Annotated in this window: 16 protein-coding genes, 2 tRNA genes and 1 riboswitch; of the genes, 8 read left to right on the top strand and 10 right to left on the bottom strand. The window is 72.8% G+C overall.

From position 1 onward, the window contains the following. Positions 1-404: 404 nt before the first annotated feature. Positions 405-962 carry a MarR family winged helix-turn-helix transcriptional regulator gene (locus IE269_RS11545; RefSeq protein WP_189822730.1) on the bottom strand — a complete coding sequence of 186 codons (558 nt, stop codon included), beginning with the start codon at positions 960-962 and terminating at the stop codon, positions 405-407. 114 nt (positions 963-1,076) lie between these two features. Between IE269_RS11545 and IE269_RS11540 the strand changes: the two genes are divergently transcribed. Next, positions 1,077-2,372 (top strand): MFS transporter, encoded by a 1,296-nt coding sequence (locus IE269_RS11540; RefSeq protein ID WP_189822729.1) that lies wholly within the window; start codon positions 1,077-1,079, stop codon positions 2,370-2,372. Positions 2,373-2,376: 4 nt separating this feature from the next. Here the strand turns inward: IE269_RS11540 and IE269_RS11535 are convergent, their stop codons facing one another. Beyond that, positions 2,377-4,041, bottom strand: coding sequence for an ATP-binding SpoIIE family protein phosphatase (locus IE269_RS11535; RefSeq protein ID WP_189822728.1), 1,665 nt, complete (start codon positions 4,039-4,041; stop codon positions 2,377-2,379). Between the two features lie 282 nt (positions 4,042-4,323). Next, positions 4,324-5,676 carry an NAD(P)/FAD-dependent oxidoreductase gene (locus tag IE269_RS11530; RefSeq protein ID WP_189822727.1) on the bottom strand — a complete coding sequence of 451 codons (1,353 nt, stop codon included), beginning with the start codon at positions 5,674-5,676 and terminating at the stop codon, positions 4,324-4,326. 355 nt (positions 5,677-6,031) lie between these two features. Here IE269_RS11530 and IE269_RS11525 point away from each other — a divergent pair, with 355 nt between their 5' ends. Both IE269_RS11525 and IE269_RS11520 read left to right on the top strand, forming a co-directional pair. Continuing rightward, on the top strand, positions 6,032-6,838 hold the full coding sequence (locus IE269_RS11525) for a TetR/AcrR family transcriptional regulator (RefSeq protein WP_189822726.1): 807 nt from the start codon (positions 6,032-6,034) through the stop codon (positions 6,836-6,838). A 207-nt stretch (positions 6,839-7,045) separates the two neighbouring features. Beyond that, positions 7,046-9,022, top strand: coding sequence for a sigma-70 family RNA polymerase sigma factor (locus IE269_RS11520; protein WP_189822725.1), 1,977 nt, complete (start codon positions 7,046-7,048; stop codon positions 9,020-9,022). A gap of 6 nt (positions 9,023-9,028) precedes the next feature. Here the strand turns inward: IE269_RS11520 and IE269_RS11515 are convergent, their stop codons facing one another. Continuing rightward, positions 9,029-11,146 (bottom strand): asparagine synthase-related protein, encoded by a 2,118-nt coding sequence (locus IE269_RS11515; protein ID WP_189822724.1) that lies wholly within the window; start codon positions 11,144-11,146, stop codon positions 9,029-9,031. 849 nt (positions 11,147-11,995) lie between these two features. Here IE269_RS11515 and IE269_RS11510 point away from each other — a divergent pair. From IE269_RS11510 to IE269_RS11495, 4 genes are all read left to right on the top strand, one after another. Next, positions 11,996-13,426, top strand: a complete 1,431-nt coding sequence (locus tag IE269_RS11510) for an NsdA family TPR-like regulatory protein (RefSeq protein WP_189822723.1) — start codon at positions 11,996-11,998, stop codon at positions 13,424-13,426. 123 nt (positions 13,427-13,549) lie between these two features. Then, positions 13,550-14,758 (top strand): L-2-hydroxyglutarate oxidase, encoded by a 1,209-nt coding sequence (gene lhgO, locus IE269_RS11505; RefSeq protein WP_189822722.1) that lies wholly within the window; start codon positions 13,550-13,552, stop codon positions 14,756-14,758. A gap of 137 nt (positions 14,759-14,895) precedes the next feature. Further along, entirely contained in the window at positions 14,896-15,819 is a 924-nt protein-coding gene (trmB, locus tag IE269_RS11500) for a tRNA (guanosine(46)-N7)-methyltransferase TrmB (protein WP_229897538.1), read from the top strand. Between the two features lie 112 nt (positions 15,820-15,931). Beyond that, entirely contained in the window at positions 15,932-17,299 is a 1,368-nt protein-coding gene (locus tag IE269_RS11495; protein ID WP_189822721.1) for a PrsW family intramembrane metalloprotease, read from the top strand. Here IE269_RS11495 and IE269_RS11490 read toward each other — a convergent pair whose 3' ends face one another. The 4 genes from IE269_RS11490 to IE269_RS11475 form a co-directional block, all read right to left on the bottom strand. Then, positions 17,300-18,253, bottom strand: coding sequence for an aldo/keto reductase (locus IE269_RS11490; protein WP_189822720.1), 954 nt, complete (start codon positions 18,251-18,253; stop codon positions 17,300-17,302). It abuts the gene before it with no gap. A gap of 54 nt (positions 18,254-18,307) precedes the next feature. Further along, on the bottom strand, positions 18,308-19,531 hold the full coding sequence (locus tag IE269_RS11485) for a M23 family metallopeptidase (RefSeq protein ID WP_438817536.1): 1,224 nt from the start codon (positions 19,529-19,531) through the stop codon (positions 18,308-18,310). 11 nt (positions 19,532-19,542) lie between these two features. Then, a riboswitch (cyclic di-AMP (ydaO/yuaA leader) is annotated at positions 19,543-19,676 on the bottom strand. 174 nt (positions 19,677-19,850) lie between these two features. Then, the gene (locus tag IE269_RS11480; protein ID WP_189822719.1) at positions 19,851-20,981 is read right to left on the bottom strand and encodes a PP2C family protein-serine/threonine phosphatase; all 1,131 of its coding nucleotides are present in this window, start codon (positions 20,979-20,981) and stop codon (positions 19,851-19,853) included. Positions 20,982-21,227: 246 nt separating this feature from the next. Next, a tRNA-Met gene (locus tag IE269_RS11475) sits at positions 21,228-21,301 on the bottom strand. 132 nt (positions 21,302-21,433) lie between these two features. Between IE269_RS11475 and IE269_RS11470 the strand changes: the two genes are divergently transcribed. Further along, positions 21,434-23,212 carry a serine/threonine-protein kinase gene (locus tag IE269_RS11470; RefSeq protein WP_229897537.1) on the top strand — a complete coding sequence of 593 codons (1,779 nt, stop codon included), beginning with the start codon at positions 21,434-21,436 and terminating at the stop codon, positions 23,210-23,212. A 125-nt stretch (positions 23,213-23,337) separates the two neighbouring features. Here IE269_RS11470 and IE269_RS11465 read toward each other — a convergent pair. Next, positions 23,338-23,411 (bottom strand) — tRNA-Lys (locus IE269_RS11465). A gap of 60 nt (positions 23,412-23,471) precedes the next feature. Beyond that, on the bottom strand, positions 23,472-25,721 hold the full coding sequence (locus IE269_RS11460) for a FlgD immunoglobulin-like domain containing protein (RefSeq protein ID WP_189822718.1): 2,250 nt from the start codon (positions 25,719-25,721) through the stop codon (positions 23,472-23,474). Positions 25,722-25,909 lie beyond the last annotated feature (188 nt).

Here is a 25,909-nt window from a genome sequence, read left to right as displayed (position 1 = left end):
CTTTGTACTCACCCTCGCGGGCTTTCCTCCGGACGTTTTTCGTTCGGTGTTTCTGTTGTTCTTGCGTTTCCGACTCTATCAGATCCTTTCGGGCCTGATTCCCAGTCAGCGGGGTTTGTCTTTGCGGCTGTTGGGCCGTTCCGACGTCTCAAACTCTAGTGGATTTTCCCGGTGAACCGAAATCGGCTCCCAGTGTCTGAATTCGGCATGCCGAAATAGACCCTGGCGGGAGATCGTGCTGAGTTTGTTTGCCGCTTTCGCGGCGGGAGTCGCTGCCCGCAGAACCGTTACGGCTGGGGCAACTCGGAGAACCATACGGATCAGGGTGGGGGGTGTCAACCTCCCCACCCTGCCCCCGAACGCGCGTTGGAAACGGTGTGCGGAGGGCACCGTGAGAAGGGGTGTCAGTCCAGGTCCGTGAGGCGGCCGCCGGCGTCCGGCTGGGCGTCCTCGACGCGGCGCAGGAGGCGGGTCAGCATCTCGCCGAGGCCCACACGTTCCTCGGGGGCGAGGTCCTGGAGGAGGTCCTCCTCGAAGGAGGACGCCATCTGCATGGCCTCCAGCCACTTCGTACGGCCCTCGTCCGTCAGCTCGACGATGACGCGGACCCGGTTGTTCTCGTCGCGGTCGCGGGTGACCAGGCCCTCGCCGGCCATCCGGTCGATGCGGTGGGTCATCGCGGCCGGGGTGAGACCGAGGCGCTTGGCAAGTTCGCCGGGGCCCAGGCGGTAGGGGGCGCCGGAGACCACGAGGGTCTTCAGGACTTCCCACTCCGCGTTGCTGATGCCCAGGGCGGCGACCTGGCGGCCGTACGCCACGTTCATCCGGCGGTTCAGGCGGCCGAGGGCCGAGACGACCTTCTCCACCTGGGGGTCGAGGTCGCGGAATTCGCGTTGGTATGCGGCGATCTGCTCGTCGAGGCTCGGCTCATGAGGGCCGGGCGACTCTGGCGTGTCTGGCATCCGCGAAGTATGGCATGGGGCGCGTTGGCATTGAAGTCCTTCTCTGTGTATTGTTGAGGTTCTAACTTTACTGTTGAAGTCTTTGGACTTCAGGTCTTCAGGGTTGAGGTGAGTATGACCAAGGCGATGGGCTCGGCGATGCGGCGGATTCAGGCAGGCAACGCGCTGAGTGCGTTCGGGCTCGGATTCACGGTTCCGTATCTGTACGTGTACGTGGCTCAGGTACGGGATCTTGGACCGACGTCGGCGGGCATCGTCCTTGGCGCCTTCGCCATGGCCGCGCTGGTGGCGCTCCCCTTCGTAGGGGCGCTCATCGACCGGCGCGGGCCGGTACCCGTACTGATCGGTGCCGCGCTGTCGGCATCGGTGGGTGCGGTCGCGCTCGGCAGTGCGGCAAGCCTGTGGACGACCGTCGCCTCGGCGGCCGTGCTCGGTGTCGGTACGGCGGTCATGCAGCCCGCGCTCGCGACGATGATCGTGCGGTGCTCGCTGCCGGAGACCCGGACGCGTGCCTTCGCCATGCAGTTCTTCCTGGCGAACCTCGGGCTCGGCATCGGTGGGCTCATCGGCGGCCAGATCGTCGACAAGAACGACCCGACCTCCTTCACTCTGCTGTTCGGGATCGAAGCGGTGATGTTCCTGGTGCTCGCCGGGATCGCGATGACCGTGCGGATGCCGCACATCCCGGTCGTCGAGGGCGCTGCCGCCGGGCAGGGGTTCTTCGCCGGGATCAAGACGATGGCCAAGCACAAGTCGATGCTTCAGCTGTGCGGGCTCGGGTTTGTCATCTTCTTCGCGTGCTACGGGCAGTTCGAGTCGGGGCTCGCCGCGTACGGGACCGAGGCGGCCGGGATCGACCCGTCGACGCTCGGTATCGCGCTCGCCGCCAACACGGCGATGATCGTGATCGCGCAGTTCCTGGTGCTGAAGTTCGTCGAGCGGCGTCGCCGGTCGCGGATGATCGCGCTGGTCGGGCTGATCTGGACCGTGGCGTGGCTCTTCGCGGGGTACGCGGGGCTCGGGCACGGCAGCCAGGAGATGGCCACGGCCGCGTTCATCTCGACGTACGCGCTGTTCGGGCTCGGTGAGGCGATGCTGTCGCCGACCGTCGCGCCGCTGGTGGCCGACCTCGCGCCGGAGTCGATGGTGGGGACGTACAACTCGGCCTTCGCGCTGGTCAAGCAGCTCGCGCTGGCGGTCGGGCCGGCGGTGGGCGGGCCCATGGGGGCGTCGCTCCACATGCCGTACATCGTGACCTTCATTCTGTTCTCGCTCGGCATCAGCGTGCTGGCGCTGCGCATGGGCAAGGGGCTCACGGCTGCGCAGGACCTGCCGATTCCGGTCAAGTCGATCGTGGTGGCCAAGAGCGTGCCCGCCGAGGGCGAGAGTGCTGTGAAGGCTGCTGCGTAACTCCTTACGAAGAGTGGTCCGGGAGTGCGAACTCGCACCAGACTGCTTTTCCGCCGCCCGGTGTGCGGCGCGAACCCCAGGACGAGGCGATCGTTGCGACGATCGAGATGCCTCGTCCTGCTTCGTCTCCGGGGTCGGCCCGGCGGCGGCGCGGGAGGTGGTCGTCGCCGTCGGTGACCTCGATGATCAGGCGGCGGTCCGTGCGGCGCAGGCGCAGGCGCATCGGGGGTGTGCCGTGCTGGAGGGAGTTGGCGACCAGCTCGCTGGCGGCGAGGACGCCCAGGTCGGACAGCTCTACGGGGAAGCGCCAGGAGGAGAGGACTCCGGTGGCGAAGGCGCGGGCGCGGGGGGCCGCCTCGATGCCGCCGAGGAGTTCGAGCGCCGCGTTGTGGAACAGCTCGGCGTCGTGGCCCTGGCGGGCGGGGTGCTGGACGACCAGGACGGCGACGTCGTCGTCGTGGTCGGTGGTGATGCCGAGGGCGCGCATGAGGCGGTCGCAGACGACCTGGGGGGTGCCGGTCGCGCCGGAGAGGGCGCGTTCGAGGGCGGCGACGCCCTCGTCGATGTCCTCGCGGCGGCGTTCGACCAGGCCGTCCGTATAGAGGACGGCGGTGGAGCCGGGCGGCAGCGCGATCGTGCCGGAGGTGTGCATCCAGCCGCCCGTGCCGAGCGGCGGGCCCGTGTGGTCCTCGGCGCGGTGAACCGTGCCGTCCTCCTCGCGGACGAGGATCGGGAGGTGGCCGGCGGAGGCGTAGACCAGGCGGCCCTCGTTGGGGTCGTGGACGGCGTAGACGCAGGTGGCGATCTGACTGGCGTCGATCTCGGCGGCGAGGCCGTCGAGGAGTTGCAGGACCTCGTGGGGCGGGAGGTCGAGGCGGGCGTAGGCGCGGACGGCCGTGCGGAGCTGTCCCATCACCGCTGCGGCGCGCACTCCCCTGCCCATGACGTCGCCGATGACCAGGGCCGTGCGGCCCGCGCCGAGGGTGATCACGTCGTACCAGTCGCCGCCGACGGCCGCGTCCTTGCCGCCGGGCTGGTAGGTGGCAGCCAGGCGCAGGTCGTCGGGCTGTTCCAGTTCCTGCGGGAGCAGGGAGCGCTGGAGGGTGACGGCCGTCTCGCGCTGGCGGCGTTCGGCGGCGCGCAGGCGTTCGGCGGCGTCGGCGTGGTCGGTGACGTCGGCGGCGAAGACGAGGACGCCGCCGCCGTCGGGGATGTCCAGGGGCGTGCAGGTGATCGTGTACGAGCCGCCCTTGGCCGTACGTCGGGACTTGACCGTACGCGGGGTGCCGCTGCGCAGGACCTGGTCCATGAGCGGGAGCAGGCCCAGCTCCTCCAGTTCGGGCAGCTCGGTGGCGGCGGGGGCGCCGGGGGTGCGGTCGCCGAACACGGAGGTGTACGCGTCGTTGACGTACGCGAGGCGGTGTTCGGTCCCGTACACCAGGGCGACCAGGGCCGGGAGTTGGCCGACGATCTCGCGCAGGGAGAGGTCGTCGAGGGTGGGCGGGCGCGGTGCGTCGGCGGCCGGATCGGTCCCGTCGGCCGGTGCCACGGCGGGATCGGGATGCGGCCCGCTTTCGCCGCGGGCGGCGGGCACGGACCCGCGGTCGGACCGGGCTGCCGCGCGGCGCTGCGTTCCGGGGAAGCGGGCGCTCCAGCGGGTGAAGTTCACTGAACTACTTGCCTCGTGATCGGAGAGGTGGTGCGGGTCGGCTTGGTCCCGGGGGGTCCCGGGGTGCTGCGGTACTTCGGTGGGGCGGTGCTGCGGGGTGCAGAAGTGCGCAGTAGGCCGGTCCGCGCCGGGTCGTACCCGTACGACCGCCTGGTGCGACGGCCGTGCGGCGGTGGTCGCGCACGGGGCGGCGTGCGTGATCACTGTGTGCAGGCGCGGGTCAACCTATCGTCACACGTCCAGTGTGACGGACCGCACTGACAGCCGGTAATTGAAAGGACGTCAGCGGGGCTTCGGGGGTTCTCCCCCCGCCGCGAGTTCGAATTCGGCGCGCGGGTGTTCCAGTGAGCCGAGCGAGACGATCTCACGTTTGAAGAGGCCGGAGAGGGTCCATTCGGCGAGGACGCGGGCCTTGCGGTTGAAGGTCGGGACGCGGCTGAGGTGGTAGGCGCGGTGCATGGCCCAGGCGGGAAGGCCCTTGAGGCGGCGGCCGTAGACGTACGCCACTCCCTTGTGCAGCCCGAGGGAGGCGACCGAGCCGACGTGCTTGTGGCGGTAGTCGGTCAGGGGGCGGTTCTCCAGGGAAGCCACGATGTTCTCGGCGAGGACCTTGGCCTGGCGGACGGCGTGCTGGGCGTTGGGCGCGCACTCCTTGCCCTTCTCGGGCGAGGTGAGGTCGGGGACGGCGGCGGCGTCCCCGGCGGCCCACGCGTGCGGCGCGCCGTCGACAGTGAGCTGTGCGGTGCAGCGCAGGCGGCCGCGGTCGGTGAGGGGCAGGCTGCTGGCGGCGAGGATCGGGTGGGGTTTGACGCCGGCGGTCCACACGAGGGTGCGGGTGGGGAAGCGGGCGCCGTCGTCGAGGGCGGCGACGCGGTTCTCCACCGAGGTCAGGCGGGTGTTCAGGCGGACGTCGATGCCGCGGCCGCGCAGTTCCCGTACGGCGTACTTGCCCATCTTCTCGCCGACCTCGGGGAGGATCTTGTCGCTGGCCTCGACCAGGATCCACTTCAGGTCGGCGGGCTTGATGTTGTGGTAGTAGCGGGAGGCGTAGCGGGCCATGTCCTCCAGCTCGCCGAGGGCCTCCACGCCCGCGTAGCCGCCGCCGACGAAGACGAAGGTGAGGGCGGCGTCGCGGACCGCGGGGTCGCGGGTGGAGGAGGCGATGTCCATCTGCTCGATGACGTGGTTGCGCAGCCCGATGGCCTCCTCGACGGTCTTGAAGCCGATGCCGTGGTCGGCGAGGCCGGGGACCGGGAGGGTGCGGGAGACGGAGCCGGGGGCCAGGACCAGTTCGTCGTACGTCAGCTGCCGCGGCCCGGTGCCCTCTTCGGCGGTGGCGAGGGTGGTGACGGTGGCGGTGCGCTTGGCGTGGTCGATGGCGTTGACCTCGCCGACGAGGATGCGGCAGTGCGGCAGTACACGGCGCAGGGGCACGACGACGTGGCGCGGGGAGATCGATCCGGCGGCGGCTTCCGGGAGGAAGGGCTGGTACGTCATGTAGGGGTCCGGCGTGACCACGGTGATCTCCGCGCCGCCCTCGGTGAGCTGTCGTTTCAGCTTCCGCTGGAGGTGCAGCGCGGTGTACATGCCGACGTATCCGCCGCCTACCACGAGAATGCGCACTGGATTTGTCACCGTCCCATGAGGCAACGGGCGCGGGTCTTTGTCCACAGGGCCGGCGAATTGTGTGACCGGACGCCAGTCTTCTTTCGGTGTGCGGAAGTTGGCGCGGGGAGCGGATAGGCGCGATGTATGCGCTGGTCAGAGCGTGACGTGGGGGATTTGCGGTGGCTCGGGGGCGGGAAGAGCCGGGCAACTGCTCCGTTCGGGGGGCACACCGTGCGGAACAACCCCCTTCTGAATCGCCCCGCGCTCAACTATGTTCGTATCTCGTCGGGGTGGCGGGGTGGATGCTCGTGCGACTCGTGAACGCCGGCAGTCAGGGCGGGGAGTGTCTCCGGGGGGAGACATCATTACCGGGGGAACGCTGATGCACATTCAGGATTCACATTGGCAGGCTGCCGTGCCGTCGTCAGGCTCGGCCGCATCCGCGGCCACGTCGACGGCCGCCGTGGCGGAGGGCAACGGACGGGCGGGTGCGGGCGGTTCCGCCGTGGCGCCCCGGTCGGCGCCGCTCCGCGTGGACGCACAGCGCAATCTGGAACACGTACTGCGGGCCGCCCGCGAGGTGTTCGGCGAGCTCGGTTACGGGGCGCCGATGGAGGACGTCGCGCGCCGGGCCCGGGTCGGGGTGGGCACGGTCTACCGGCGCTTCCCGAGCAAGGACGTACTGGTGCGGCGGATAGCCGAGGAGGAGACCTCCCGGCTGACCGAGCAGGCGCGCACGGCGCTCGGGCAGGAGGACGAGCCGTGGTCGGCGCTGTCCCGTTTCCTGCGCACGTCGGTGGCATCGGGTGCGGGCAGGCTGCTGCCGCCCCAGGTGCTGCGGGTCGGGGTGCACGACGCCGAAGGTGCCGACGACGGCGCCGCGGTCCGGGTGCCGCAGCAGCGGCAGGCCGGGGAAGCTCCTGACCTGCGGCTGGTGGAGCAGGACGGTTCGGTGGGCGGGCCCGACCTGGACGACGCGGGGGCGGCGACGCTCCTGGAGGTCGTGGGCCGGCTGGTGGACCGGGCGCGGGCGGCGGGTGAGCTGCGGGGCGACGTGACCGTGGCGGACGTGCTGCTGGTGATCGCCACGGCGGCGCCATCGCTGCCGGACGCGGCGCAGCAGGCGGCGGCTTCGTCGCGGCTGCTGGACATCCTGCTGGAGGGGCTGCGGTCGCGGCCCGCATCCTGACGTACCCCTGCTGAACGGGCCCTTGCTGCTGAGGGTTTGTCGTACCGCAAGCCCGCCGACGCCTCCCCGAAAGGGTGAGGACTAGCGCTCTGTTTCGGGAAATGTCCCCGGACGGGTGGTTGGCGGGCTTGATCGGCTTTCGGCGCGTCGCCCTGTGGGACTCTTGGCCGGTGTTGCGGTCGATGGGTGCGTACGGGGGCTTCCGCCATGGGCGTTGAGGAGCGGGACGAGTCCGTCGGGGACGGCGGGGACGGCGAGGACGCAGCCCGGACCGACGGTGCCTCTCCGGCCGACGGCATCGGGCCGGGGTTGCCCTCGCGGCAGGTCCCCAGCCAGGGCGGCCCGCTGGGCGCCACCCCCGCACCGGCGGCCGAGCGCGGGCCCGACCCGACGAGCGTGCCGCAGCAGCGCGGCGGCGGGACCTCGCGGGGCGAGGCCGGACAACTGGGCACGTCCGACGCCGACTTGGTCGAGCGGATGCGGGCCGGGGACGACGGTGCGTACGAGGAGCTCTTCCGGCGGCACTCGGACGCGGTGCGGCGGTACGCCCGTACCTGCTGCCGGGACGGCCACACGGCCGACGACCTGACCGCCGAGGTCTTCGCACGGACCTTGCAGGCGGTACGGGGCGGGGCCGGCCCGCAGCACGCCGTGCGCGCGTATCTGATGACGACGGTGCGGCGGGTGGCCGCGGCGTGGACGAAGACGGCGCGGCGCGAGCAACTCGTCGAGGACTTCGCGGTCTTCGCCGACCAGGCGGCGCGGGCCTCGGAGGCGCGGGACACCGACACGCTGGACCTCGGCGCGGACGTGCGCGCGATGCACGAGGCGGAGCAGACGCTCGCCATGCAGGCCTTCCGGTCACTTCCCGAGCGGTGGCAGGCGGTGCTGTGGCACACCACGGTCGAGGAGGAGTCGCCGAGCGACGTGGCCCCGCTGTTCGGGCTGACGGCGAACGCGACGGCGGTACTGGCGTCGCGGGCGCGGGAGGGCCTGAAGCAGGCGTACTTGCAGGCGCATGTCAGTACCGCGCTGACCGCCGGCGGGGACTGTGCGCAGTACGCGGACCGGCTCGGCGCCTATGCGCGGGGCGGGTTGCGGATGCGGGCCGAGCGGGGGCTGCGCAAGCACCTGGAGGAGTGTGCGAAGTGCCGGGTGGCCGCAGGTGAGTTGAGCGACGTCAACGCCGGGATTCCGGCGCTGCTGCCGGTTGCGGTCATCGGGTGGGTGGCGGCCGGGTACTCACTGAAGGCTGCGGGGATCGTGGCGGGCGGGGCGGGGGTCGCGGCTGGGGCCGGGGCGGCTTCTGGTGCGGGTGCGGCTGGTGGTGCGGGTGCGGCTGGCGGTGCGGGGGGTTCCGGTGGGGCGGCCGGGGGTGGGGCTGCGGCCGAGGGGCTCGGGGCTCCGGCGAAGGTCGGGATCGGTGCGGCGGTGGCCGTGGCGGTGACGGCGGGGCTGGTGTTCGCGTTCGCCGGGGACGATGCGCCGATTCCGCCGAAGGTGGATGCGAAGCCGCCGGTGGTGAAGGAGGTGCCCCCGCCCCCGCCCCCGCCTCTGCCCTCGCCCTCGCCCACGCCTCCTCGGCCGCCTGCTCCTGCGCCGAAGCCGCCGCCGCCTCCGAAGCCCGCGCCGACCCGGGCGAAGCCGAAGCCGCCGGTGGTGAAGCCGCCGGTGAAGCCCGCGCCCAAGCCGCCGAGGCCGCGGCCGACGCCGCCGCCTCCGAAGCCCGCCCCTGCGCCGAAGCCGCCGCAGGGTTATCCCGTCGCGGAGTTGGCGTACTCGCCGATGGGCGACCACACCGAGCCCGAGGTGCGCATCGGGGAGAGCAGTGCGGTGTGGCAGCGGTCGGGGATGTCCATCGGCGGTGTGCCACAGGGCAACGGGATCTCGGTGCCGGCGACGTCGTCGGTGGTGATCGATCTGAACCGGAAGTGTTCGACGTACGACGCGAGGGTCGGGGTCGACGACATGACGATGGGGAGTGGGGCGGTCCGCTTCTCCGTGTACGGGGACGGGGTGCTGCTGTGGCGTTCGCCGGTGATGAGGGGCGGGGATGCGGCGGTGCCCGTGCATGTGGGGATCGCCGGGCGGAAGACGCTGCGGCTGGTGACGGAGTCGGTGGGCGGGGCGGAGTCGGACGCCGCGTTCGCGGACTGGGCGGGGTCGAGGATCGGGTGCGGGTGAGAGGGGCTACAGGCTGCGGCGGTGAGGGACGCCCGCGGCCACCGCGCGTTGGCGAGGGGCGGCGGAGCCCGTCCAGCAGGTGCCGCGGCGGGAGATGAGGCGGCGGAGCCAGAGTTCGGTGGAGGTCAGGTCGGCGAGGCCGTCGAGGGCGACGGGTTCGCCTTCGGCGGCGGCGCGCAGGGCCTTGCGGACGACCCGGGCTTCGATCAGGCCCGCGTCCGCGAGGAGCGGGGCTTCGAAGAGGGCCAGCAGGGAGTCCAGGGCCGCGCGGATGCCGGCCTGGGCGGTGGCGGTCGACGTGGTGTGGGTGGTGGCGGCACCCCAGCCTGCGGGGAGGTCGTGGATTCCGGCACCGGAGAGGACCGCGCGGAGGATGGCCGCGCGGGCGCCGGGTTGGACCCGGAGGGTTTCCGGGAGGGCGCGGCAGGCCCGTACGACCTGGTTGTCCAGGAAGGGGGCGTGGAGGCGCTGGCTGCGGACCTCGGCGGCCTGTTCGAAGACGCGGTGGTCGTAGGCGTGGCGGGCGAGCGACGCCCGGGCGCGGGCCTCGCCGGGGCGCTGGGAGGAGGCCGGGCGCAGGGCCGACTCCTGGAGGCGGATCGATACTTCGGCGAGCGCCTCGCCGGTGAGCCAGCGGGCCGCCGGGCCCGGCCGGGACCAGGTCAGGGCTTCGAGGGAGGCGTCGAGCGCGCCCGTGGGGGTGTCGGTCACTTCGCGGTGGGTCAGGCGGACGGCGGCCTCCTCGATGCCCGAGCGGTACGGCGTACGGGCGAGGCGGCGGGCCGCGCGGTAGACCGTGAGCGGGACCAGGAGGGAGGTGGGGGACGTGCCTTCCGCCTTGGCGAGGGCGGTGGCCGGGCGGAGGATGTGGCGCCGTCTGCGGTCGATGAGGAGGTCGGCGAGGCGGGCCGGGTGCGCGTCCAGGACCTGGCGGGCGCCGTTGCCGACGAGGTGGTCGGCGCTGCCCGACTGGAGGCGCAGACGGGCGCGTTCGGCGGTGACGAGGGAGGGGCCGGGTTCGTCGGTGAGGGGGCCCGAGTCCAAGTCGGCGTACGGGAGGGCCTCTTCGGCGCCGGGGACGACTATGTGGTGGAGGCGGGGGTTGGCGGCGATGGCGCCCGCGCGCTCCAACTCCGGGGTGAGGTCGGTCTCGCGGGCGCGGGCGCCGGCGGCGAGGTCGTTGAAGGTGACGGCGAGGAGGCGCTCGCCGGCGCCGGTGCCGTGGCCCAGGACCGTGCCCGGAAGGCCGGGCAGGCCTGCGGCGAGCAGGGCGAGGGTGGCGGAGGCGCTGCCTCCGGAAAGGTCGGAGCCGATGCCGGGCACGGGCACGCCCCGGCGGCGGGCGCGGCGCTCGGCGGGGCCCATGCCGGGGACCGGGCCGGGGTCCGGAAGGGGCGTCTCGGGTGCGTGGCGAGGGGCGGTGAGGCGGGCTCGTACCGCTTCGACCAGGGCGTCCCGTACGCCGTCCACGGCGCGCTCGGGGTCGAGTTGGGGGGCGGCGACGGCGAGGGAGGCGACCGGCTCGTACCCGGTGATCTCGCGCGAGCCCTCGCGCAGGACGAGCGCGTGCCCCGGCGGTATGCGCTTCACGCCGGTGTAGGGGGTGCCGTCTCGGAGGGCTTCGGGGACGTCGGGGCAGGCCAGCAGTGCGGCGAGGTGGCCGATGTCGAGCTGGGCCTCGATGAGGTCGGCGAGGGGGAGCGCGGCGGTGGCGTACGCGGTGCCATTGGCCCAGGGCGTGTAGAAGACCGGGCGGGCTCCGGCCAGGTCACCGGCGATGGTGACCCGTCTGCCGGTCTGGACGACGGCCGTGTAGGAGCCGGGCCAGGCGGTGAGGTGCCTCAGTGCGCCGCCGCGCGCCGCGAAGAGGCCGACGCGCAGTTCTTCGTCGGTGGCGCCGCAGCAGCCGAGGACGGCGAGGCGGGTGAAGCCGTCGATGGACACGGTGCGGACCTCGTCGGGGCGCCAGTCGCCGACCGCCCACAGGGGGTCGGGGTCGCCCCACAGGAGCTGGGCCCCGACGGGCTGCACGGTGTCGCCCTCGTGCTCGGTGCCGGGTGCGCCGACGGCTCCGACCGTGCCGAAGCTCGCGGCGACGCTGCTCCATCCCACCAACCAACGCATCGCCGCCTCCACAGGCTGTGGACAACTTTGCTCGCGGTGCGCGGAGGGGCTGCGTGGGTGAGCCGGCGGGTCGGGGTGCGCTCGTGCCGCTGCCCCCGCCCTGGCGCCCCGGTGCGTGCACCGTGCCGTGCGCTCGCGCGCGTGGGGACCATGCTGCCACGACTGGGGCGTGGGGGTGGGGGTGCGGGGGGCGGTGGCGAGGGCCAATGCGCGGGCCCAAAAGGGGAGTTGGGGGGCAATTGGGGTGCGGGGCGCGTCTGCGGGGGTGCGGGGCCCGGGGCCGAGCGCGCCCGGCACGCAAGGTGCGGGCAGGGGCCGGAACCGGGGCGGGCCCGGATCGGGCGTACCGCCCCCTTGCCCGCCCGTTCCGCCCCCGGGGGGCGGCCCCGCCGCCCAAGGGGACGGCGGCGGAACGGGCGACGCCCAAGGGGGCTAGGGAACAGGGGCGCACAGCCCACGGCGCAACGTACACATCCGGCCAAAATAGAAACGCGCGCAGTCCGGGAGGCGCTGTTCGCCTCCCGGACCGGTCCGCCACCCGCGGGGATGAAGGTGGCGGCGTCCCCCAGCCCACTGGGTCCAGTGCAGCGGGCCGACCCACGCACGTCCATGGAAGACCCCTCGGAGGAGGCCGAGAAGAGCGCACGAGCGGGCGCACGGCCACACGCAGGGAGCACGAATCGGGCGGAACGTTCCTCTCCGCCCGCCCGCAAGCACTCACCCGGGCAACAATCTCGCCATACGGGACACGTGCCCTTAACGCTTGGGATGCGGCGAACTACGCTGGGTTTACGAATGCCGCGAGCCTATGCCGGGCCCGCGGCGGCCGTCTGCGTGAGGGGTGGCGCAATGTCCAGGGAGCAACGCGGGCCGAACGACAAGCTCGGCACGGTTCTCGCCCTCGCGGGAATCAGCAACGCCGGGCTGGCGCGCCGGGTCAACGACCTCGGGGCGCAACGCGGGATGACCCTGCGGTACGACAAGACGTCGGTGGCGCGGTGGGTGTCGAAGGGCATGGTTCCGCAGGGGGCCGCCCCCCACCTCATCGCCGCCGCGATAGGCGCGAAGCTGGGCCGTCCCGTACCGCTGCACGAGATCGGTCTCGCGGACGCCGACCCGGCCCCCGAGGTCGGGCTCGCCTTCCCGCGCGACGTGGGCGTGGCGGTGCGGCACGCGACGGAGCTGTACCGGCTGGATCTGGCCGGGCGCAGGGCCGGGAGCGGCGGGATATGGCAGTCGCTGGCCGGTTCGTTCGCGGTGAGCGCGTACGCGACGCCCGCCTCGCGCTGGCTCATAACCCCCGCGGACTCGTCGGTGGCGCGCGACTCCACGGCCGCCGAGGGCTCCCCCGACGCGACTCCCTTACGAGTCGGGCACAGCGACGTGGCGAAGCTGCGCGAGGCCGCCGAGGACGCCCGCCGCTGGGACTCCAAGTACGGGGGCGGCGACTGGCGTTCCTCGATGGTCCCGGAGTGCCTGCGGGTGGACGCCGCCCCGCTGCTGCTCGGTTCGTACAGCGACGACGTCGGCCGCTCCCTCTTCGGCGCGACCGCCGAACTGACCCGTCTCGCCGGGTGGATGGCCTTCGACACCGGCCAGCAGGAGGCCGCCCAGCGCTACTACATCCAGGCGCTGCGCCTCGCCCGCGCCGCCGCCGACGTGCCCCTGGGCGGATACGTCCTCGCCTCGATGTCCCTCCAGGCCACCTACCGCGGCTTCGCCGACGAGGGCGTCGACCTCGCCCAGGCCGCCCTGGAGCGCAACCGGGGCCTGGCCACCGCCCGCACCATGAGCTTCTTCCGCCTGGTGGAGGCGCGCGCGCACGCGAAGGCGGGCGACCCGGTGGCGGCCGGGGCCGCGCTGAAGGCGGCGGAGGGCTGGCTGGAGCGCTCGCGGGACGGCGACGCGGACCCGTCCTGGCTGGGCTTCTACTCCTACGACCGACTGGCCGCCGACGCGGCCGAGTGCTACCGCGACCTCAAACTCCCGCGCCAGGTGCGGCGGTTCACCGAGCAGGCGCTGTCCCGGCCGACCGAGGAGTTCGTACGGTCGCACGGGCTGCGGCTCGTGGTGAGCGCGGTCGCCGAACTGGAGTCGGGAAACCTGGACGCGGCCTGCGCGGCGGGCACGCGCGCGGTGGAGGTGGCGGGCCGGATCTCCTCGGCGCGCACCACCGAGTACGTACGGGACCTGCTGCACCGCCTGGAGCCGTACGGCGACGAGCCGCGTGTGGTGGAGCTGCGGGAGCGGGCGCGGCCGCTGCTGGTGGCACCGGCGTAGTTCCACAGCTCCACAGCTCCGGACCGGCCCGGATCCGAGTGGCTTTGGCCATAACTCCCGTCCACGGGGTTTGAGGGCATTGTCAGTGGGCCAGTGCACTATTCGGGGTGGGAGGTGGCAGCGATGAGTCATGACTGCGACGTGCTGGTGATCGGCGGGGGCATCGTCGGGATGGCGTCCGCGCATGCCATCACGCGGGCGGCGCCCGGCACACGGGTCGTGGTGCTGGAGAAGGAGGCGGGCCCGGCGCGCCACCAGACGGGGCGCAACAGCGGGGTGATCCACAGCGGGATCTACTACCGCCCCGGCTCGCTCAAGGCGCGGTACGCGGTGCGCGGCGCCGCCGAGATGATCAAGTTCTGCTCGGAGCACGGGATTCCGCACGAGGTGACGGGCAAGCTGATCGTCGCCACGGAGCGGGAGGAGCTGCCCCGGCTGCACGCGCTCGTCCAGCGCGGGCGGCTCAACGGCATCCCGGTGCGGGAGCTGGGTCCCGCGCAGATCGAGGAGTACGAGCCCGAGGTGCGGGGTCTCGCGGCCATCCACGTGGGCTCGACGGGCGTGTGCGACTACGGCCGGGTGACGGAGGAGCTGGCCCGCTCGTCGGGGGCCGAGGTGCGGTACGGGGCGGAGGTGCGGGTCATCGCGCGCCGCGCGTCCGGTGTCGCCGTGCGCTGCGCCGACGGCACGGTCGTACGCGCGAAGGCGCTGGTCAACTGTGCCGGGCTGCACTGCGACCGGGTGGCGCGGCTGGCCGGGGACTCCCCCGGGATGCGGATCGTGCCCTTCCGGGGCGAGTACTTCGACCTGGCGCGGCCGGAGCTGGTGCGCGGGCTGGTCTATCCCGTGCCGGACCCGGCTTTCCCCTTCCTCGGGGTGCATCTGACGCGGGGCGTCGGGGGCGGGGTGCACGTCGGGCCGAACGCCGTGCCGGCGCTGGCGCGGGAGGGGTACGACTGGGGCGTGGTGCGGCCCGGCGAGCTGGCGGGGACGCTGGCGTGGCCGGGCTCGTGGCGGATAGCGCGGCGGCACTGGAGGTACGGGGCGGGGGAGCTGCACCGGTCGCTGTCGAAGCGGGCCTTCACGGAGGCGGTCCGTCGCCTCCTCCCCGCCGTCACGGAGGCCGATCTGACCCCGTCCCCGGCGGGGGTGCGGGCGCAGGCCGTCCTGCGGGACGGGACCCTCGCCGACGACTTCCTCATCCGGGAGGCACCGCGGACGGTGCATGTGCTGAATGCCCCTTCGCCGGCTGCGACGGCATCGCTGCCGATCGGGCGGGAGGTGGCGAGGAGGGTGCTGGGGGTGTTGGCGGGCGAGAGGGTGGGACGGTAGGTCCCGCGTGGGTCCCCGGGGCCTCACGGGCTTGTGGGTGACGGCCTCGCGCTGCGGCGTCCGAGGCACGGTCCGCCAGGCCCCTCCCGCTCACCGGAGGCCCCGGGCCCACCCGTCTCCGTAGAATCGACAGCACTGTGTCCGAGAACAGCGAGAACCCCACGATGCCCCAGAGCCCCGAGCCGCAGGCCACCGAATCCGGTGCCGAGCCGAGCGCGCCGACCGCCGGCAGCGAGCCGACCACCGCCCCCGGCCCCTCCCAGGCCGCCGCGGCCCAGCGCGCCGCCGCGCACGAGCGGGCCGAGCGGATGCGTCCGCGGGCGCTCCGCATGTTCCCCGAGGGGACGGGTCCCTCCCCCGACCCCGCCGGGTCGCACTTCGAGCGGCGGATCCGCAGCTTCCAGCCGCGCCGCAGCCGGGTCACCACCGGCCAGGGTGAGGCCCTGAAGAAGTGGTGGCCGACCCGGGGCATCGACATCGACGGCCAGCGCGTGCTGGACCTGGAGGAGATGTTCGGCGGGCTCCCGGTCGTCCTGGAGATCGGCTTCGGCATGGGCGAGGCGACCGCGCAGATGGCCGCCGACGACCCGTCGACCGGCATCCTCGCCGTCGACGTCCACACCCCCGGCCAGGGAAACCTCCTCGGCCTCGCCGAGCGCAACAACCTCTCCAACGTCCGGGTCGCCAACGGCGACGCGATCATCCTGCTCCGCGAGATGCTCGCCCCCGACTCCCTCCAGGGCCTGCGCGTCTACTTCCCCGACCCCTGGCCCAAGGCCCGCCACCACAAGCGCCGCCTGATCCAGCCGGAGTTCCTCTCCCTCGCCGCGACCCGCCTGGCCCCCGGCGCCGTGCTGCACTGCGCGACCGACTGGGAGAACTACGCCGAGCAGATGCTCGAAGTCCTCTCCGCGCACCCGGACTTCGAGAACACCCAGGCGGACGGCGGCTACACCCCCCGGCCCGACTTCCGCCCGCTCACCCGCTTCGAGGGCCAGGGCCTGGACAAGGGCCACAAGGTCCACGACCTCCTCTTCCGGCGCGTCCCGCACACCAGTTGACGCACAGCCGACCCCGGCCGACCCCGGCCGACCCCGGCCTGACGCACCGTTCCTCCACAGCGACTGTCCGAACACGATCGCGAGTGTCAGTGGCAGTCGTTAGGGTCGTTGGATGTACGAGACGTACGCATCGACCCCGCCGCCCGCGGCCCCGGCCCCCGTGCCGGAGCCCGCGGCGGTCGCGCCTGCCCGGGGCAGAGGCCGCCTGTCGGGCCTGCGACACCACGCCCTCTGGCGCAACCGCGCGGTCCGCGCCACCGCGCTGATCGTGCTGCTGGCCCTCTCGGGCCTGATCCTGCTCGCTCTCGTACGGGAACAGACCGGCACCCGGGGCTTCCTGGTGGGCCTCGGCCTCGCCGTCTTCCCGGTGCCGCTGCTCCTGCTCGCCTTCCGCTGGCTGGACCGGGTCGAGCCGGGCCCCTGGCGGAACCTGATCTTCGCCTTCACCTGGGGCTCCTGCGCGGCGGCCCTCGTCGCCATCACGGCGAACAGCTTCGCGGTGCGCTGGATAGCCGTGGCCACCGCCGACCCCGACAGCGCGGACACCCTGGGGGCGACGCTGGTGGCCCCGGTCGTCGAGGAGAGCGCGAAGGCGGCGGCGATCCTGCTGCTCTTCCTGTTCCGCAGACGGCACTTCACGGGAATCGTGGACGGCGTGGTCTTCGCGGGCTTCACCGCGACCGGCTTCGCCTTCACCGAGAACATCCTCTATCTGGGCAATGCCTTCGGCGAGGACCAGGAGTTCGGCTTCTCGGGGCTGGGCTCGGTGACGGCCGGGACCTTCTTCGTCCGGGTCATCATGTCGCCGTTCGCGCACCCGCTGTTCACGGTGCTCACCGGCATCGGCTTCGGGCTCGTGGCGCTCACGCCGACCCGCCGGATGCGGGGGCGGGCCTGGGTGCGGATCCGCCGCTTCCTGCTCCCGGTGACCGGCCTGCTGCTGGCCATGGGCATGCACGCGCTGTGGAACGGCTCGGCGTCGCTGAGCCCGCTCGCCTTCTACGGGGTGTACGGGCTGTTCATGGTCCCCGTCTTCGCCTTCCTCACCTGGCTGGCGATCTGGACGCGGCAGCGCGAACTGCGGCTGCTCGCCGCCGAACTTCCCGCGTACGCGGCCGCCGGCTGGCTGGACCCGGCCGAGCCGCTCGCCCTGTCCTCGATGCGGGCCCGCTCCATCGCCCAGGGCCAGGCCGCCCGGGTGCACGGGCCGGGTGCGGCGAAGGCGGTCGCCGAGTACGAGGAGGCGGCGACCGCGCTGGCCTTCCTGCGCTACCGGGCCCGGCGCGGGGCGGCGACCCCGGACCTGGCCGCCGCCTTCCAGGCCCGCGAGCGCGAACTGCTGCACCGCCTGTGGGAGCGCAAGCGCCTCGCGGGCCCGGCACTGGTGTACGCGGCCCAGGTCACCGGCCGAATACGGCTGCTCCCGCCGCCGTACCACCCGGCCTACGCGGCCGCGTACAACCCGTACAAGACCTACTGATCAGGCCGACGCGACGGTCAGCTTCGACAGCTCCGCGTCGGTGAGCGTCAGGTCCGCGACCGCGAGCAGCGCCGGAAGCTGCTCGACCGTGCGGGCGCTGGCGATCGGGGCGACGACGGTCGGGCGGGAGGCCAGCCAGGCCAGGGCGACGGACGCGATCTCGGCGTTGTGCGCCTGCGCCACCTCGTCGAGCGCGGCCAAGACCTTGCGGCCGCGCTCGGTCTCCAGGTGCTTGGCGGCGCCCTCGGCGCGCTGGCTCTGCACGGACTCGCCGCCGACGCGGTACTTGCCGGTCAGGAAGCCGGAGGCGAGGGCGTAGTACGGGACGGCCGCCAGGCCCGCCTGGGAGGCGACCTCCTGGAGCTCGCCCTCGTAGGTGTCGCGGGAGACCAGGTTGTAGTGCGGCTGGAGCGCGCTGTACTTCGCCAGGCCCTCGCGCTCGGCGAAGTCCAGGGATTCGCGCAGCCGGTCGGGGGTGATGTTGGAGGCGGCCACCGCGCGCACCTTCCCGTCCCGTACGAGCTGGTCGAGGGCGGTGACGATCTCCTCGACCGGCACGGTCGGGTCGTCGAAGTGCGTGTAGTACAGGTCGATGTGGTCGGTGCCCAGGCGGCGCAGCGACTCCTCGGCGGCGGCCTTGATGTTGGTGGCGGACAGGCCCTTGAAGGAGGGGTGCGCGCCGACCTTGGTGGCGACGACGACCTCGTCGCGGTTGCCCCGGGCGGCCAGCCACGCACCGAGGACGGTCTCGGACTCGCCGCCCTCGTTGCCCGGCACCCAGGCCGAGTAGACGTCGGCGCTGTCCACGAAATTGCCGCCCCCGGCGACGTATGCGTCGAGGACGGCGAAGGACTGGTCACGGTCGGCTGTCCAGCCGAAGACGTTGCCGCCGAGGGCGAGCGGGAACACGTCGAGGCCGGAGTTGCCCAGCGGGCGAAGAGGGGAGGAAGTCATGTCGTACGACAACCCCCACACCCGCCGGACCTATTCCGTGTACGCGCCAAAGGTCTAGACGGACAGGCCCTTGCCGCGCAGCCAGGCCGCCGGGTCGACACCGTCGCCGCCGGGGGTGTGGACCTCGAGGTGCAGGTGCGGGCCGGTGACGTTGCCGGTGGCGCCCACGTTGCCGATGGTCTGGCCGGTGGAGACGTCCGCGCCCGCCGCGACGTTCATCTGCGAGAGGTGGCAGTACCAGATCTCGGTGCCGTCCTTCAGCTCCAGCACGATGCGGTAGCCGTACGAACCGGACCAGCCCGCCGACTTGATGGTCCCGCCGTGCACGGCCTTGACCGGCGTGCCCGTCGGGGCGGCGAAGTCGAGACCGGTGTGGTGCCCGGAGGACCACATCGAACCGGCCTGGCCGTAGGTCGAGGTGAGGGTGTACGAGGAGGTGGGCAGCGAGTAGCTGGCGGCCAGCTTGGCGAGGCGCTCGGCCTCCGCCCTGGCCTCGGCGGCGGCCTTCTCGCGGGCCTCCTTCTCCGCCTTCTCCTTCTCGGCCTTCTCCGCCTTGGCGTCGGCCTCCTGCTGGGCCTTCTTCGCCTCGGCCGCGGCGTCCTTCACGGCCTGCTCGCGGGCCTCCGCCCGCTTGGCCTCGTCGGCCACCGAACGCTGCTGCTCGGCCTGCTGGAGGATGCGGGCGCGCAGGCTCTCGCCGGCGCCGGTGCTCTGGGAGCCGGTCGATGCGGGGGTGGCGGCGGCCGGGGCGGCGGCGACGACCACGCCCTCCTCCGCCGAGTCCTCCGAGGAGTCGGAGTCCGACACCAGGGAGCCCACACCGGGCAGCGACTTGGCGTCCGGCAGCGAGTCGGCGAGCGAGTCCAGGGACTCGGTGATCTGGTCCGGCAGGGATATCGACACGGCCGGCTTGTCCTGCGCGGTGGCGATGCCGCCCGCGCCGACGGCCGCGATCACGCCGACACCCAGGACCGTGGAGCTGCGGGCGAGGGAGCCGCGCTGCTTGGCGACCCGGTGCTTGCCGCGCACGGGGGCGACGGAGTCGGCGGTCGGGTTCCACTCCTCGGTGGACGCCTCGGGGGCGTCGGCCTCCACGAAGCCCTCGAAGCCGCCGCGCCGCTGCTGCGGGATCTGCGGCATCTGCTGGGCCTGCGGGGCTTCCGGCGTCATGACGGCGGTGTCCCCGGTGCCGGGTCCCGTCTCGTACTCGTCGTTGGGAACGCCATATGCCTGGTACGAGAAAGCGGGGGCTGCGGGGGCAGGCCTGTTGGACGCCACGGAGGCGCGCTCCTTTCCTTCCTTCTCGCCTACCGGGTTAGCTGACGGGTTCGGAGCAGGAAGGTCTCCTACGGGCCTGGTAGGACCCGATTCACCCCAAATGGTGGTTCCCCGGTTTCCTCACGGAATTCGGCGCACGCGCACGGCGCCGCCTCTGACGACGGCTGGGACGACCGTGCTGCGTTATCGAACGTTAATAGACACGTGACCGGAATTCCAAGCCGTTCCGATTGATCGTTAACGCTGTGCAGACGCCTTTGGCCAAGACATTTCCACCTGTACGTCGACGAACTGACGCCCCCTCACCGCCATCACCCCCTCACGGACGCTTCACGATCTCCACCGTCCGCCGCCGCGCGGGCTGCCCCACCCCCGGCCGCGCCACCGCGAGCAGCGCCATGTCGTCGGTCTGCTTGCCGCCGGTGTGCACCCGCACATCACTGGTCAGCGCGTCCAGTACGGCATCGGGCCCGGGGAAGAGCGAACGCCGCAGCCGCACCGCCGGATCGTAGAACGCACCCGTCTCGTCCCGCGCCTCCGACAGCCCGTCGGTGTAGAACACCAGCGTCGACCCCGCCGGGTACGGGAACTCCCGCGCCCGGTCCGGCCAGTCGCCCAGGTCCCCCATCCCCAGCGGCAGCGCGAACTCCTCCGGCTCCAGCACGTCCAGCTCCCCGTCCGCGTACAGCAGCAGCGGCTCGGGATGCCCCCGGTTCACCAGTCGTACGAGACCCTCGCCGCGCGGGATCTCCGCGAGCACCGCCGTCGTGAACCCCTCCAGCGCGTCCAGCCCGTCGCGCCGGGTGCCCTCCCGCTCCAGCGCCCGCTCCAGCCGCTGCGCCACCCCCTCCAGACAGCTCTCCGTCTCGGCCGCCTCCCGGAACGCGCCGACCACCACCGCCACCGCCTCGACGGCCTCAAGTCCCTTGCCCCGCACGTCCCCCACCACCAGCCGCACCCCGTACGGCGTGTCCTGCACCGCGAAGAGGTCGCCGCCGATGAACGCGTCCGCCTCGGCCGCCTCGTACCGCGCGGCGATCTCCAGACCGCCGATGCGGTCCGGCGGCGTCGGCACCACGGCCCGCTGCGCCGCCTCCGCGATGACCCGCACCGAGGCGAGCTGGCGCCCACTGCGCCGTACGACCCGGTTGATCAGGATCGCGAGCACGGACACGGTGAGCACGGTGATCAGCTCGGTGATCGCCACCACGGTCGTCAGCCGGTCGTCGGCGACCCGCAGCCCCACCACCGCCATGACGGCGGCGAAGGCGGTCAGGGCGGTGTTGGCGAGCGAGAAGAACGGCGCGGCGACCAGGGCCGAGGCGGCGAAGAGCGGCGAGGCGGTGAAGTCGGATGGCGTCGTCGCGTCGAAGACGGTACCGCCGACGATCATCAGCGCGGGCAGCGCCCGCACGAACCGCCGCGTCTTGCGCCCGCCCTCATGAGGCATGCCTCCCGGCCCCTCACCGGGCCCGCCGCTCGCGCCGCCCCCACGTCCGTCGCGCCCGTACCCCGCCACCGTCAGCTCTCCTGCCCAGGTCCGCACCGGGTGCGGACGGTACCGCTCCCCACCCAGGCTGGCCGGAGCCGCGCCGTACGGCGAATCGGCGTCCGCCATGTGGGGGACACGGGGGTGGTGTGCGGAAATGCCGAAGGCCCGGAATTCCGAGGAATTCCGGGCCTTCGACCTATCTAGTAGCGGGGACAGGATTTGAACCTGCGACCTCTGGGTTATGAGCCCAGCGAGCTACCGAGCTGCTCCACCCCGCGTCGGTAAAGACCAGCCTACGCCATCCGGAGCACCCCTCGCGACCACATTGCCGTGCACCCGCTTTCGGCCCTGCCCCTACCCTGGTGCCCGCACGACCGAATTCGAACAACGCGACGAACGGGATGTGACAGGTGTCGGGGGCCAGCGGTGCGGATCTGACCGGCAGGGTTCTGGGCGGGCGCTACCGGGTGACCGAGGTCATCGGGCGCGGCGGCATGGGGGTGGTCGCACGCGCCGTGGACCAGCTCCTGAACCGCGAGGTCGCCGTCAAGGTCCTGCGCTCGTACACCGACGCCTCGGCGGCGGAGCTGGCCGAGCTGCGGATCCGGATGCAGCGGGAGGCCCAGGCCGCCGCCCGGATCCGGCACAGCGGCGTCGTCACCGTGCACGACGTGGTCGAGGAGCAGGGGCTGCCGGTCATCGTCATGGAGCTGGTCGACGGGCCCTCCCTGGACGACGTGCTGGACGAGCGCGGCTCGCTCGATCCGCGCGAGGCGGCCGCGATCGGCGCCCGGCTGATGGACGCGCTCGACGCGGCGCACCGCGCCGGGGTGCTGCACCGGGACGTCAAGCCGGGGAACGTACTGCTGGAACGCGGCGGCCGGGTCGTCCTCACCGATTTCGGCATCGCCATCCTGGAGACGGCCGGCGTCTCCGGCGTCTCCGGCGTCTCCGGCGTCTCCGGTGTCTCCGGCGGCGAGGCGCTGGCCAAGCTGACCCAGAGCGGCCAGCTCGTCGGCTCGCTCGACTACCTCGCGCCGGAGCGCGCCCAGGGCCAGGTGCCGGGCACCGCCTCGGACATCTGGGCACTCGGCATGACGCTGTACACGGCGGTGGAGGGGGCTTCGCCGTTCCGTCGTACGTCGGTGTGGTCCACCCTCTCCGCGATCGTGGGCGAGCCCCTGCCGGAGCCCACCCGCGCCGGGCCGCTCGCCCCGGTGCTGCGGGCACTGATGGACAAGGACCCGCTCCGGCGGCCGGACGCCGGACAGGCCCGCGAGATGCTGGAGGCGGTCGCCGCGGGCACGGGCACGGACCTCGCGGGCACGGGCACGCACCTCGCGGGGACCTCACCGGCTCCCGGTCCGGCCCCTGCCCCCGCCCCCGCGCCGCCGCCCGCACCCACGCCCCCTCCCGGCTTCGGGCCCCCGGTCCCGCCACCGGGACCGCAGAGACCGCAGGGACCCCAGGGTTACGTCCCCGCCGCATACGCCACCCCGGCACCAATCCCCGCGTCCGGCACGACGACACACCCACCGGCGGGCCGGAACTCCGCCCGCCGCCGCACCCGTACGGTCGTCGCGGTGGCCGCCGCCACCGTCCTGATCGGCGGCGGAACCGTATTCGCCCTGGTCAACGCACGTACCGACAAGCCCGACGGACCCCCCGCCGCGCTTCCCCCGGCGAGCACCCCCGCCGGTGGCCCCGCAGCCGGGAACACCGCCGACGCCCCGCCCCCGGCGGGCACCCTGCCGACCACCGCCCCCGGCAAGACCGCCTCCCGCTCCCCCGCGAAGACCCCGTCGGGCGCCTCCTCGAAGAAGCCCCCGGGCAAGGGCTCCACCACGCCCGCGCAGCAGACCGCACCGCCGCCGAAGTCCAGCCCCAGCTCCCCGCCGCGCGAGCCCACTCCGGTGTCGACGGCCTGCACGGGCTGGGCCCACGCGAACATCAGCGACGGAACGGGCCGCGCCTCGCAGAACACCCACCTCTACACCGGCCCGTACGCGGAGTGCTCGTACGTGACGGCGATCAAGTCCGGCACCAAGATCGCCTACCACTGCTACGTGTCCAACGCGCACGCCAACAAGTGGTACTACGGCCGCATCGCCGGTACGAGGACCGAGGGCTGGGTGTTCGCCGACAAGTCCACCGTGGACACCGGCAAACTCGCCCGCTGCCCGTCCTGACGGACGCGGGAAGACCCCGGGAAGACCCCGGGAAGAATCCCCGGAAAAACAGGACGGTCCGACCAGCCGCAGCCGGTCGGACCGTCGAAACACTCTGCTCCGCGAGTGAAGAAGCGGGCGAGCGGTAGGCCGCGTGGGACTCGAACCCACAACCAACAGATTAAAAGTCTGCTGCTCTGACCAATTGAGCTAGCGGCCCGCGCGCCCCAGCATAACCGCACGGCCCCGCTGCTCCCACGGTGTTGTTCGCGTTGCCGTCCTAGTCGCGGGCCGTGCCTTCGGCGCCGCCCAGGTCGACAGTGCCGGAGGCCAGCGCCCGTACGCCCGTTCCGTCGCCCGCCGCGGCGGTCAGCTTCCAGGTGTGCCGGCCGCCCGCGACGGCGTTGCCCCGGTTGTCCTTGCCGTCCCAGACCGGGGCGATCTGCGTGCCCTCGCGGGCGGTTCCGCTGCGGGTGGCGACGGTGCGGCCCTTGCCGTCGGTGAAGATGACGGTCCATCGGGCGACGGGCCGCGAGAGGAAGAAGCGCGCGTTCCAGGGGTCGCTGCCGGTGACGGCAGTCGCGTCCGTCCCCGACTCGATCACGGAGACGGCCTGGCGGGCGATGCCGGTCGGCTTGATGTGCATGAGCTGGTCGGTGTCGGTGTAGGCGACGTGGCCGCCGTACACGTCCACGGTGAAGTCGTCGATCCAGACGCCCGGCGTCGAGAAGGGGACGGTGGTGCCCTTGCGGAGGTCGGTGAGCAGGAGCCTGCCCTCCATGTAGTCCTTGGTGACGACGAAGCCGTCGCCGAGCGTGCCCAGCGGCGGTGCGGCGATGTTCTTCCGCTCGGTCAGGTCGAAGACACCGGTCTTGTCGTAGGAGCACTCCCAGTACAGCCAGCGGCCCACCGCCTGGAGCTTCGTCGGGACGCAGCCGGAGCCGGTGTTCACGGCCGGGGCCTTCTTCCCGGTCTTCACGTCGTACGACTCGACGCTTCCGATGTCGGCGGCGGGCTTCCAGAGCGTGCTTCCCCAGAGGGCGGCGGCGGTGTGGGTGGGCAGGGTGAGGGCCAGGTCGTCCGGCCGCAGGAAGTCGCCCACGTACTGCTTGCCGTCGTCCGCGTCCAGGACGACGTAACGGCCGGAGGCGGCGGGCATCCCGATCGCCTTGGCGGGCTCGGGCAGGCGCGGCTGCCAGGCGCTGTTGGGGCTGTCCGGCTGCTGGTGGTCGCCCCACAGGTTCCACACGAACTGGCCGTTGCCGAGAGAAACGGGGAGGCGGCCGGGCAGCGTGGTGACCAGGCGGCGCTCGCCCGTCGGCACGGGCCTGCCGGTCGTCGCGAGGTCCTGCTCGTACATGCCGGTTTCGTTGTCGGGCGTCCGGGTCGTGTAGTGGAGCCGGCCGGCGCCCAGGGTGAACTCGTCGACCGGCTGGTAGACGTGCGCCAGGGCACGCACCACGCTCAGCCGGGGCACGCCGTGGCGGTCGGCCCGGATGCGCTGCACGGCCCAGGCGGTCGAGCGGGGGCCGCCGGCGGCGAGCACGCTCCCGTCGGGGGCCGTGCGCAGGGTGTCGCTCGCGTGCGGCAGCAGCTCGCGGGCCGCGCCGCCCTTGATCGGTACGCCGTACAGCGCGGGCCCCGCCACGCCCTTGGTCGGGGTCGTCTCGGGGGTGTGCCGGAAGAGCACCCAATCCCCGACGAGCCCGGTGACCCCGTCGGTGGCCGAAGTGCCCGCCGGGACGGCGACGTTGACAGGAGCGGTGCCCGGACGCTTGCGCGGCACCGTGTGCACGGTGGCCTCACCGGCGGCGCGCCAGGCCAGGTGGTCGCGGCCCAGCACCACGGGGAGCTGCCCGGAGTCGGCGTGCAGCGGCACCAGGGAACCGGCCGCGTAGTCCAGCAGGTGCCAGGCGACCTTCCCGCCCGCGCCGCTCAGGGCGATCACCGCTCCGCGCCCGTCCTGGCGCGAGGTCATCGCGTACTCGGTCCCCTTGGGCAGCGCGGCGAGGTCGCGCGCCACGGCCTTGCCGTCGGTGACGCGGATCTGCCGCAGCGCGGTGTACGTCTTCCGGTCCTCGGCCCGCACCGCGACGACGATCGAGTCTGCGGTGTTCGTACGGGTCCACACCGTCCCGGCGGGCACCGGAACGGCCACCGTCCGGCCGCTCGCGAGGTCGGTCAGGTCGACCCGGCCCGGAGTGCTTCCCTCGGCCGCCGTCTCCTTGGCGACGATGCCGGAGTGCTGGTCGGTGCCCTCCGTGCCGACGACGTCGGCCACGTCGTGCTGCGCGCCGGTCGCGAAGTCCGTCCACCGGTGGTTGCCCGTGCTGCTTTCCGCGTACGACTCGAAGCCGACGGCGCTCACATTGCTCACCCGCACCTCGGGCGGCAACTCCCGCGCCCCCAGCGGAATCACCACCTCGGCGGCCGGGCCCTTCTCCGCCGCGTGCGCCGGCACCAGTCCCGCCGCGGTCCCCAGCGCGGCCACGAGCACCACTGCGGACCTGATTCCCGTACGACGATTCATCGGCGAAACCCTCCCCCGGGCAGCCCGGAGAAAGGGCGATCGGCCCCAGGCCCCCCGGCCGCATCACGCCTGTGTTCCCCACACAAGTCGCCGGATGCTAACAGCAGTTGCAGATGTGACGGAAGTGAAAAGAGAAACGGGCCCGCTCGTGAAGAGCGGGCCCGTTTCAGGGAGTTGCTACGCGAAGG

This window comes from Streptomyces spiroverticillatus (assembly GCA_014650415.1).
Lineage (GTDB): Bacteria > Actinomycetota > Actinomycetes > Streptomycetales > Streptomycetaceae > Streptomyces > Streptomyces spiroverticillatus.
This window is presented reverse-complemented; position numbering and strand designations above follow the sequence as displayed.

What these genes read in the sequence shown, in the direction of transcription:
- lhgO (WP_189822722.1), top strand. Translation starts at nt 13,550, where the DNA reads ATGAGTCATGACTGCGACGTGCTGGTGATCGGCGGGGGCATCGTCGGG.
- IE269_RS11525 (WP_189822726.1), top strand. Translation starts at nt 6,032, where the DNA reads ATGCACATTCAGGATTCACATTGGCAGGCTGCCGTGCCGTCGTCAGGC.
- IE269_RS11510 (WP_189822723.1), top strand. Translation starts at nt 11,996, where the DNA reads ATGTCCAGGGAGCAACGCGGGCCGAACGACAAGCTCGGCACGGTTCTC.
- IE269_RS11495 (WP_189822721.1), top strand. Translation starts at nt 15,932, where the DNA reads ATGTACGAGACGTACGCATCGACCCCGCCGCCCGCGGCCCCGGCCCCC.
- IE269_RS11520 (WP_189822725.1), top strand. Translation starts at nt 7,046, where the DNA reads ATGGGCGTTGAGGAGCGGGACGAGTCCGTCGGGGACGGCGGGGACGGC.
- IE269_RS11545 (WP_189822730.1), bottom strand. Translation starts at nt 962, where the DNA reads ATGCCAGACACGCCAGAGTCGCCCGGCCCTCATGAGCCGAGCCTCGAC.
- IE269_RS11515 (WP_189822724.1), bottom strand. Translation starts at nt 11,146, where the DNA reads ATGCGTTGGTTGGTGGGATGGAGCAGCGTCGCCGCGAGCTTCGGCACG.
- IE269_RS11460 (WP_189822718.1), bottom strand. Translation starts at nt 25,721, where the DNA reads ATGAATCGTCGTACGGGAATCAGGTCCGCAGTGGTGCTCGTGGCCGCG.
- IE269_RS11540 (WP_189822729.1), top strand. Translation starts at nt 1,077, where the DNA reads ATGACCAAGGCGATGGGCTCGGCGATGCGGCGGATTCAGGCAGGCAAC.
- IE269_RS11490 (WP_189822720.1), bottom strand. Translation starts at nt 18,253, where the DNA reads ATGACTTCCTCCCCTCTTCGCCCGCTGGGCAACTCCGGCCTCGACGTG.
- IE269_RS11480 (WP_189822719.1), bottom strand. Translation starts at nt 20,981, where the DNA reads ATGCCTCATGAGGGCGGGCGCAAGACGCGGCGGTTCGTGCGGGCGCTG.